The organism is Pandoraea sp. PE-S2R-1 (assembly GCF_002179865.1).
GTDB lineage: Bacteria > Pseudomonadota > Gammaproteobacteria > Burkholderiales > Burkholderiaceae > Pandoraea.
The window spans coordinates 1-427 of the sequence record NZ_NGUR01000156.1; the positions used below are offsets into that span (position 1 = coordinate 1).

Annotated in this window: 1 protein-coding gene; it reads right to left on the bottom strand. The window is 63.2% G+C overall.

What is annotated here, in order from left to right:
• Positions 1-427 (bottom strand): SurA N-terminal domain-containing protein (locus CDV44_RS27500; RefSeq protein WP_170936144.1); only part of this gene is annotated, 427 nt, incomplete at both ends.

Here is a 427-nt window from a genome sequence, read left to right on the forward strand (position 1 = left end):
TGCCGATGCCGGCATGGCCTTCGGGTCGAGCACCACGTACTGGATCTCGGCCGACTCCGGCGTCTGGAAAGCTGCCTTGTGCGCGTCGTAATAAGCCTGGATCTGCTGCTGCGTCGGCACGACCTTGCCGGTGAAGTCCGACACCGGGAAGTTCAGCACCGAGACATCACGTTGCTGAGCACGCAGTTGAGCAAAGCGATCGAGCACGGCCTTCGGCAGCATCGCGCTCGCCTGCACACTGGCCGGCAACTGGTTCGATGCCAGCTCGAAACGGATTTGCGCTTCGAGTCGCTGCGGTGTGAGGTTCTGCGCGGACAGCAGTTGCTCGTACTTGGCCTGATCGATCGAGCCGTCCGGACGGCGCAGTTGCGCAATCGCCGGAATGGCGAGCAATGCTTCGCGCACCTGGGCGTCGGTCACCGACAGA